Below are 9124 nucleotides of genomic sequence, written 5' to 3' on the forward strand. Positions count from 1 at the left end.
GCGCGAGGGGTGCGCCAGGGAAACCCCGGACAGGGGGGACCGTTGGTACGGGAACGCGCCGTAGGCGGGGCCTCAGTCCAGATAGCCGCGGAGCTGGTCGGCGAAGGCGTGGTCGCGGAGCTTGTTGAGGGTCTTGGACTCGATCTGGCGGATGCGTTCGCGGGTCACGCCGAAGATGCGGCCGATCTCCTCCAGGGTGCGGGGGCGGCCGTCGGCGAGACCGTAGCGGAGCTGGACGACCTTGCGCTCGCGCTCGCCGAGCGTGGACAGCACCGCTTCCAGGTGCTCGCGCAGCAGCAGGAACGCCGCGGACTCCACGGGCGAGGCGGCGTCGCCGTCCTCGATGAGGTCGCCGAGCGCGACGTCCTCCTCCTCGCCGACCGGCGCGTGCAGCGACACCGGCTCCTGGGCCAGCCGCAGCACCTCGCTGACCCGTTCCTCCGGCAGGTCGAGCTGGGCGGCGACCTCCTCGGTGCTCGGCTCGTAGCCCCGCTCCTGGAGCAGCCGCCGCTGCACCCGCACCACCCGGTTGATCAGCTCCACGACGTGCACGGGGACCCGTATCGTCCTGGCCTGGTCGGCCAGCGCCCGCGACATCGCCTGGCGGATCCACCAGGTCGCGTACGTCGAGAACTTGTAGCCGCGCGCGTAGTCGAACTTCTCCACCGCCCGGATCAGCCCGAGATTGCCCTCCTGGACCAGGTCGAGCATGGTCAGGCCGCGGCCGATGTACCGCTTGGCGACCGAGACGACCAGCCGCAGATTGGACTCGATGAGGCGACGCTTGGCCATCCGGCCGAGCACCACCAGGCGGTCGAGGTCGACGGCGAGCTGCGAGTCCAGGTCGGGGAAGGCGCCGAGCTTCTCCTCGGCGAAGAGTCCGGCCTCCACCCGGCGGGCCAGGTCCACCTCTTCGGCCGCCGTGAGCAGCGGGATACGGCCGATCTCGCGCAGATACTGCCGGAAGAGATCGGCGGACGGGCCCGCGGACTCCTCCCGCAGCCGCCGTACCGGCGCCGCGTCCTCGTCGTCCCGCTCGTCGGTGACCACGCGTTGCTCCGGCACCCGCGACCCCGCGAGGTTCCCTGGCGGTTCCGCCTGGGGCTCCATCGCCACCACCTCGGCCACGGTCGTGAGGGTCTGGATCTGGGTGTGGATCTGGCTCTGGGTCTGCACGGAAGCGACCTCCAGAAGTGAGCGCGTCCTCGGGCTCGCAGCGCGTCTTGCCGGACAGGCCCTGGGCGCCGTCACCCAGTGTGGCCCACGACGCGGCTCCGCTACGAGGGGCGTGCGCTCCCTTTTTCACACAAGGTCACCGCTCAGGTCCGTGCGGTGACGCAAGGCATATGCCCGGTCGTACGCCCGCGGCGGCTACAGACCCGCCGCGCCCTGTTCGCGCAGCCGCTGGCCGTACTGCTGGAGCGCCCACAGCTCGCCCAGCGACGCGGTGACCTCGGGCGAGTCCTGCGGGACGCCCTGCGCGGCGAACCGCGCCTGTGCGGCCTGCACTTGGGCGATGCGCCGGTCCACCGCCTTCATCCTGACGTCGACCAGCACACCGCCCGCGTAGAACTCGGGCGCCTTGTGCATGATCGGCTCGACGGCCAGTTCGGTGACCATCATCCGTACGGTGTCGTCGGGCGCGGCCTCGCGGACCCGTACGAGATAGTCGCCGTCGGCCGCCTCGACGCCGCCCGCCTCGGCGATCACCCGGCGCACGGCGGCGTAGGGCGGTCCGGTGAACTCGTCCTCGCCGTACGCGTCGAAGGCCGGGGAGACCAGCTTCGGGTACTGGAGGGCGAGCTTGAGCAGCTCGCGCTCGACGCGGTGGGCGGGGCTGCGCAGGTCCAGGCGGGGGCCGCGCGGCGCGTTCTGCGCCGGGACGCCGGAGGACCGCCGGTCGCCGCCCGCGTACGGGCCGCCCTGGCCTTGGCCCTGACGGCCGTACTGCGGGCGGTTGTCGGTGCTGCCGCCGCCCGCCGCGCGGGCCCTGGCCATCGCGCGGACCCGGCGGATGATCGACTGCTCCTCGGACTGCGTGCCGATCCCGGCCATGCCGACCAGCCGGATCGCGTAACGGTCCCGCAGCGCCTGGTTCTTGATCGCGGCGACCACGGCGACCGCCGCGTCCACGGCCGCGACCCGGCCCTCGTCGGTGTCCAGGTTGTAGCGGGCCACGATGGAGCGCAGCGCGAAGGCGAACAGCGGGGTGCGGCCGTCGATCAGCCGCTGGATGGCCGCGTCGCCCTCGGCGAGGCGCAGTTCGCACGGGTCCATCCCGCCGGGCGTGATCGCGATCGACGTCTCCGCGGCGAATTTCTGGTCGTCCTCGAACGCCCGCAGCGCGGCCTTCTGGCCCGCCTCGTCGCCGTCGAAGGTGAAGACCACCTCGGCGGTCGAGTTGTCCATCAGCAGCCGGCGCAGGATCTTGATGTGGTCGCCGCCGAAGGAGGTGCCGCAGGTCGCGATGGCCGTGGTGACCCCGGCGAGATGGCAGGCCATCACGTCGGTGTACCCCTCGACGACCACCGCCCGGCCGGTCTTGGCGATCTCCTTCTTGGCCAGGTCGATGCCGTACAGCACCTGGGACTTCTTGTAGAGCGGCGTCTCGGAGGTGTTGAGGTACTTCGGACCCTGGTCGTCCTCGCGCAGCTTGCGCGCGCCGAAGCCGATCACCTCGCCGGTGATGTCCCGGATCGGCCAGATCAGCCGCCCCCTGAAACGGTCGATCGCCCCGCCCCTGCGGCTCTCGGAGGCCAGCCCCGCGGTGATCAGCTCCTTGTCCGTGAAGCCCTTCCCCCGCAGATACCGCACCAGGTGATCCCACCCGGCGGGCGCGTACCCGACCCCGAAGTGCTCCGCCGCCGCCTGGTCGAAGCCGCGCTCGGCCAGGAACTTCCGGCCGATCTCCGCCTCCGCCCCGCCCAGTTGCTCCCCGTAGAACTGCGCGGCCGCCTTGTGCGCCTCGACCAGCCGAATCCGCTCGCCCTGCTGCCGCCCGGGGACATGGCTGCCCTCCTCGTACCGCAGCGTGATCCCAGCCTGCCCGGCCAGCCGCTCGACAGCCTCGGTGAACGACAGGTGGTCGAGCTTCATGACGAACGCGAGGGTGTCCCCGCCTTCCCCGCAGCCAAAGCAGTGGTAAAGGCCCTTGGAGGGGCTGACCTGGAAGGAGGGGGATTTTTCGTCGTGGAAGGGGCACAGGCCCTTGAGATTGCCGCCGCCGGCGTTCTTGAGCTGGAGGTATTCGGAGACGACGGCGTCGATCGGGACCGCGTCCCGTACCGCCTTCACGTCTTCGTCTCTGATCCTGCCCGCCACTCGCGCAAGTCTACGGCGCTGGTGGGGCGGCGGAGCGCGGGGCGGGCAGTGGCGGCGAAGGTCTTGACCCGGGCGGGGGTGAGGACTAGCTTCGCGGATCGTTAGGAACCTTTCCTATTGGGGGGATGTCGCCGCATGCCGGAGCTTCGCAGATGGACCACCGCCGCGGCGACGGCTGTCACCTCGACCGCCGTGCTGGCGGCGCTGTCGCTGGCGGGCGGCGCGGACACCGCACAGGCCGCGACCACCGGCGAGGTCCGGGTGAACCAGGTCGGCTACGCGGGAAGCGGCGCCAAGGAGGCGTTCCTGCTGGCCAAGCGCGCGGTCGGCACGGCGTCGTGGAAGCTGGTCGGCCGCGGCGGCCGGGTCGTCGCGCACGGCAGCACGGGGGCGAGCCTGGGCCGGTGGAACAGCGCGTATCCGGCCGTCTACCCGATCGACTTCAGCGCGGTGCGCACGGCGGGCACCTACCGCCTGGTGGTCGGCGGCGCGGCCACCGCCACCTCGCCCGCCTTCACGATCGGCTCGGCGAAGGCCGTCTTCGGCGGGCCCGCAGCCGACGCCACCGCCTTCTTCCAGGCCCAGCGCGACGGCGCGAGGACGATCCCCGGGCAGCTGCGGCGCAAGCCGTCGCATCTCAACGACGCGCACGCCGCCGTCTACGCGTGGCCATCGTTCACCGACCCCGACGGCGACACGATCACGGCCGCGCCGAAGAAGATCGCGGGAGCGGCCCCGGTGGACGTCTCGGGCGGCTGGTTCGACGCGGGCGACTACCTGAAGTTCACCGAAACCACCTCGTACGCCGTCGCCGCGCTCCAGATCGCCGCCCGGCAGACCGGCGCGGGCCCGGCCTCCGCCCTCGACGCAGAGGCGCAGCACGGCCTGGACTGGCTCGACAAGATGTGGGACGGGAAGACGAAGACCCTGTACATCCAGGTCGGCCTCGGTTCCGGTACGGACAGCGGCGGCGTCGTCGGCGACCACGACGTGTGGCGGCTGCCGGAGAAGGACGACAAGGACTCCACGCATCCGTTCCTGAAGAACCGCCCGGTGTTCAGAGCGGGCGCTCCCGGCGCGAGGCTCAGCCCCAACCAGGCGGGCCGGCTCGCCGCCGACTTCGCGCTCGCCGCCCAGCGGTACGCGGCCACCGCGCCCGCGAAGGCCCGCGCGTATCTGAACACCGCCGCGCAGATCTACGGCCTGGCCGACACCCACCCGGGCACGCTCGTCACCACCGTGCCGTACGGCTACTACCCCGAGACGAGCTGGAAGGACGATCTGGCCTTCGGCGGGGCCGAGTTGGCGCTGGCGGCGCAGCGGCTGCACGACCGGCGCGGGGCGGACTGGCTGAAGCAGGCGACGAGTTGGGCGAAGGCGCACCAGAGCGAGGGGGGCGCGGACACGCTGAACATGTACGACACCAGCGCGCTCGCCGACCTCGACCTGGCGCGGGCGATCAGGGCGGCCGGGCACCCGAGCGGCCTGGCGGTGACGTACGCCGATCTGGTCGGTTACGTGAAGGGGCAGATCGCCAGCGGGCAACGGCGGGCGGCGGCCGACCCGTTCCACGCGGGCGCGGTCTACGACGACTTCGACGCGGACTCGCACACGCTGGGTCTCGCGGCCACCGCGCGGCTCTACCGCTCGGTGACCGGCGACACCTCGTTCGACCGCTTCGCGGTGCGACAACTCGACTGGCTGCTGGGGGCGAACGCCTGGGGCACGTCCTTCATGGTCGGCCAGGGGCAGACCTTTCCGCGGTGCACGGCGGGCGAGTTGGGCAACCTCGCGGGGAGCCTGACCGGTTCGCGACCGCTGGAGGTGGGCGCGATCGTCAACGGGCCCAACGGCGCGGAGCAGTTCAGCGACGGTCTCGGCGACTACCTGGACGGGATGCGGCCGTGCCCGCCCGGCGGCGCGGACCCGTACAGCGCCTTCAACGGGCGCGGCAGCCGGTACGTGGACGACGTGCGGTCGTGGCAGAGCTCGGAGCCGGCGCTGGACATGGACGCGTCCGGGCTGCTGGCCTTCTACCTGTCGAAGTAGCCGGGACAGCCGGTTGTCTATGCGAGGTCCTTGGTGATGAACACGTAGTGCGGGCCGATCGGTTCGACGACGAATTCCTCGCCGATCGCCGTGAAGCCGAAGTGCTCGTAGAAACCGGCGGCCGACGTACGCCCGTTGCACCAGGCCAGTTCGGCGCCGCGGGCCGCGGCCTCGCGCAGGCCCGCGATCAGGGCCGCGCCGCCGAACCCCTGGCCGCGGACCTCGGGCGCGCTGCCCATGCCGCGGAAGCGGTACGCGTGGGGTCCGGCTCCGCCCGCCAGCGCCTCGCCCGCCTCGCCGGTCAGCGGCTCGGGGAAGAAGGTCGCGCAGCCGCGTACGGCACCCTCCTCGTCGTAGGCGGCGATATGGAAGGTGCTCTCGCGCGAGTCCTCCGGATAGACGGCGGTCTCGCGCGGCAGGCCGGTCCGCAGCACCGCCCACCGCAGGGCGAAGATCTCCTCGACGGGTACGACGGCGGTGCGGGCGACGGGCATCCGGGGCCTCATTTCCTGGTCAGTCCAGGAACGAGGTTAGTGGCACCGCCGGATCGGACAGCCGCTCGGGGTCGACCGCGCGGCCGGAGCGGATGAGCCGCTGGATCGGGTCGGTGACGTCCCACACATTGACGTTCATCCCCGCCAGCACCCGACCTTCGTTCAGCCAGAAGGCGATGAACTGCCGCTTGCCCACATCGCCGCGGCACACCACCTGGTCGTACGAGCCGGGCGCCGCGTTCCCCGAGAACTCCATGCCCAGGTCGTACTGGTCGGAGAAGAAGTACGGGACCCGGTCGTACGACACCGGGCGGCCGAGCATGGCGCGGGCCGCGGCGGGGCCGCCGTTCAGCGCGTTCGCCCAGTGCTCGACGCGCAACCGGCCTCCCAGCAGCGGGTGTTCGGCGTTGGCGACGTCGCCCGCGGCGAAGATGTCGGGGTTCGACGTGCGCAGCGAGGCGTCCACGGCGATGCCGCCGCCCTCGGCCGGGTCGACCAGGTCGAGTCCCGCGGTCTCGGCCAGCGCGGTGCGCGGGGCGGCGCCGATCGCGGCGAGCACGTCGTGCGCCGGGTGCTCCTCGCCGTCGTCGGTGAGCGCGGCGAGCACCATGCCGTCCTGGCCGGTGATCTCGGTGAGCCGGGCGCCGAAGTGGAAGCGGACGCCGTGCTCGGCGTGCAGGTCGGTGAAGACCGCGCCCAGTTCGGGGCCGAGCACCGAGTGCAGCGGCGTCGGCGCGGACTCCACGACGGTGACCTCGGCGCCGTAGCCGCGGGCCGCGGCGGCGACCTCCAGGCCGATCCAGCCCGCGCCCGCCACCACCAGGTGGCCGTTCTCCCGGCCGAGGCTGGTCAGCACGTGCTTGAGCCGGTCGGCGTGCGCGAGCCTGCGCAGGTGGTGCACCCCGGCCAGGTCCGTGCCCGGGATGTCCAGGCGGCGCGGCTCGGAGCCGGTGGCGAGCAGCAGCTTGTCGTACATCAGCGTCGTGCCGTCGCCGAGGCGGACGAATTTGGCGGCCGGGTCCAGGTGCACGACCGGCTGGCCCAGGTGCAGTTCGATGTCGTGCTCGGCGTACCAGGCGGTGTTCTGCACGAAGACCGAGTCGCGCTTGTCGGCACCGGTCAGGTAGCCCTTGGACAGGGGCGGGCGTTCATAGGGGTGGTCGCGCTCGTCGCCGATCAGTATCACCCGGCCGGTGAAACCCTCGGCCCGGAGCGTTTCGGCCGCCTTCGCCCCGGCGAGCCCTGCTCCGACGATCACGAAGGTTTCGTGTGCGTCCACCACGGTGGCCCTCCAGGCGGGTCGGCGATCGGTACGTGTGCGAGCGTACGTGTACGTGTCGTGCGGTGCTGTGAGCGTGATGCTGTGTGCGTGGTGCTCGTGCGTGGTGCTCGTGCGTCCTGCTTGTGCGTTCCGCATGTGCGTACATACGAGCGTCCCGCACGTCAGGGCCGTCCGGAAGAGCGCCGCGCCGTCCTTCCCCTCGTGCTTCCTGCGCCCAGTGGGCATCCGGCCATATGCCGGGCGGGTATCCCGGCGTACCGGACGCCCCGTTTCCGGCGGTTACGCGTACAGCCGCGCGTGCAGGGCGGTGGCCGCCGCGTCGGTGAGGGAGGCGATCTGGTCGACGACCGCGCGGCGGCGGGCGCGGTCGTCGGGAGCGGCGTCGAAGATCCCGCGGAACTGCGGGTCAAGGCCCTCGGGGGCCCGCTCCAGCAGCCGCTGTGCCAGCTCGCCGATCACCACGCGCTGCTCGGCGCGGCGCTTGGCCTGCGCGGCGCGCTGCATGACGTACCGGTCCGCGACCGCCTTGAGAACGGCGCATTCGAGCCGCTGCTCGCGCGGCACGACGAGCTCCGCGCGGTAGCGGGTGAGGCGGCCGGTGCCGTAGCGCTCGCGGGTGGCGCTCTCGGCCGCGAGGCAGAAGCGGCCGATGAGCTGGGAGGCGGCGTCCTTGAGCCGCGCCTGGGCGAGCGCGGTGCCGTCGTAGCCGTGCGGCCACCAGGGTTGGTCGAGCAGCCGGTCGAGCGCCGCGGCCAGCTCGGCCGGGTCGGTGCCGGGCGGCACATAGCGGGCGGCGGCGCAGCCGAACACCTCGGCGCGCTCGGGGGCGGAGGTCAGCGCGCCGGGGTCGATGTGCCCGGCCTGGAGGCCGTCCTCCACGTCGTGCACCGAATACGCGACGTCGTCGGCCCAGTCCATGACCTGCGCCTCGAAGCACTGGCGGCCGTCGGGCGCGTCCTGCCGCAGCCAGTCGAAGACCGGCAGGTCGTCCTCGTACGCGCCGAATTTGGGGCTGCCGGGTGTGGTGGGGTGGCCGCCGCGCGCCCACGGGTACTTGGTCGCCGCGTCCAGCGCGGCGCGGGTGAGATTGAGGCCGACGCTGACCAGCGCGTCGCCGCCCGCCGGGTCCGGCACGAATTTCTTCGGCTCGATGCGGGTCAGCAGCCGCAGGCTCTGCGCGTTGCCTTCGAACCCGCCGCAGTCCTCGGCGAATCCGGCCAGCACCAGCTCGCCGTTGTGCCCGAACGGCGGGTGTCCGAGGTCGTGCGCCAGGCACGCCGTCTCGACCAGGTCGGGGTCGCAGCCGAGCGCCGCGCCCAGTTCCCTGCCGACCTGCGCGCACTCCAGCGAGTGCGTCAGCCGGGTGCGCGGGCTGGTGTCGATCGCCGCCGCGCTGTTGACGCCCGGGTCCACGACCTGCGTCTTCCCGGCCAGCCTGCGCAGCGCCGCCGAGTGCAGCACCCGCGCCCGGTCGCGCTGGAACGCCGTACGGCCCGGCCTCTTGTCCGGTTCCGTGACATACCGCTCCATATCGGCCTCGCCGTAGGGCCCGTACCGCTCGTACGGGCCCAGGTGCGCGGATGCCGCCCGCTGTGACCGGTCCTTCTCTTCCATACCCGTGACGGTAACCGGCCCCGGCGACCTGCGGCGTACGCGAGGGTGTCAGACCGGGCGGCGAGGGTGTCAGACCGGGCGCGCGACCGGCGGCCGGGCCGCCGGAGCCAGCGGTGGCCTGCCCCGCCGGCGGGCTTCGTCGTGCAGGAGAGCTTCGTCGTACCGGTGCAGTACGAGCTCGGCCATCGCGTCGTGCGCGCCGAGCGGGGCCGCAGCGATCCAGGGCGCGGCGGCCGAGGTCTGCGCGGCGAAACGGCCGGGGGCGGTGAAGTACGAGGCGACCGCGATCCGCCGGTGGCCGCGGGCGGAGAGCGCGGCCACGGCCTCGGCGACGGTCGGCGCGGCGGCCGAGGCGTACGCGGGC

The 9124-nt window shown here is 72.6% G+C and carries 7 protein-coding genes; 1 reads left to right on the forward strand and 6 read right to left on the reverse strand.

Features of this window, described 5'->3' with window-relative positions; translation table 11 throughout:
- Positions 1–72: 72 nt before the first annotated feature.
- A complete protein-coding gene (locus BGM09_RS35055; protein ID WP_411158407.1) occupies positions 73–1176 on the reverse strand; it encodes an RNA polymerase sigma factor in 1104 nt (367 codons plus the stop codon).
- Between the two features lie 195 nt (positions 1177–1371).
- On the reverse strand, positions 1372–3321 hold the full coding sequence (gene dnaG, locus BGM09_RS35060) for a DNA primase (RefSeq protein WP_188285786.1): 1950 nt from the start codon (positions 3319–3321) through the stop codon (positions 1372–1374).
- A 135-nt stretch (positions 3322–3456) separates the two neighbouring features.
- Between dnaG and BGM09_RS35065 the strand changes: the two genes are divergently transcribed.
- Complete coding sequence (locus BGM09_RS35065) at positions 3457–5370, forward strand: glycoside hydrolase family 9 protein (RefSeq protein WP_188285787.1); 1914 nt, start codon at positions 3457–3459, stop codon at positions 5368–5370.
- 17 nt (positions 5371–5387) lie between these two features.
- Here the strand turns inward: BGM09_RS35065 and BGM09_RS35070 are convergent, their stop codons facing one another.
- The 4 genes from BGM09_RS35070 to BGM09_RS35085 form a co-directional block, all read right to left on the reverse strand.
- On the reverse strand, positions 5388–5864 hold the full coding sequence (locus BGM09_RS35070; protein ID WP_223188036.1) for a GNAT family N-acetyltransferase: 477 nt from the start codon (positions 5862–5864) through the stop codon (positions 5388–5390).
- A 19-nt stretch (positions 5865–5883) separates the two neighbouring features.
- The gene (locus BGM09_RS35075) at positions 5884–7146 is read right to left on the reverse strand and encodes an NAD(P)/FAD-dependent oxidoreductase (RefSeq protein WP_188285789.1); all 1263 of its coding nucleotides are present in this window, start codon (positions 7144–7146) and stop codon (positions 5884–5886) included.
- Positions 7147–7425: 279 nt separating this feature from the next.
- Positions 7426–8676, reverse strand: a complete 1251-nt coding sequence (locus tag BGM09_RS35080; protein WP_411158408.1) for a deoxyguanosinetriphosphate triphosphohydrolase — start codon at positions 8674–8676, stop codon at positions 7426–7428.
- A 153-nt stretch (positions 8677–8829) separates the two neighbouring features.
- A partial coding sequence (locus tag BGM09_RS35085) for a CbiX/SirB N-terminal domain-containing protein (RefSeq protein WP_317453016.1) occupies positions 8830–9124 on the reverse strand: 295 nt, incomplete at its 5' end.

Origin of the sequence: Streptomyces sp. CBMA29 (assembly GCF_014596445.1) — a bacterium.
Taxonomy (GTDB): domain Bacteria; phylum Actinomycetota; class Actinomycetes; order Streptomycetales; family Streptomycetaceae; genus Actinacidiphila.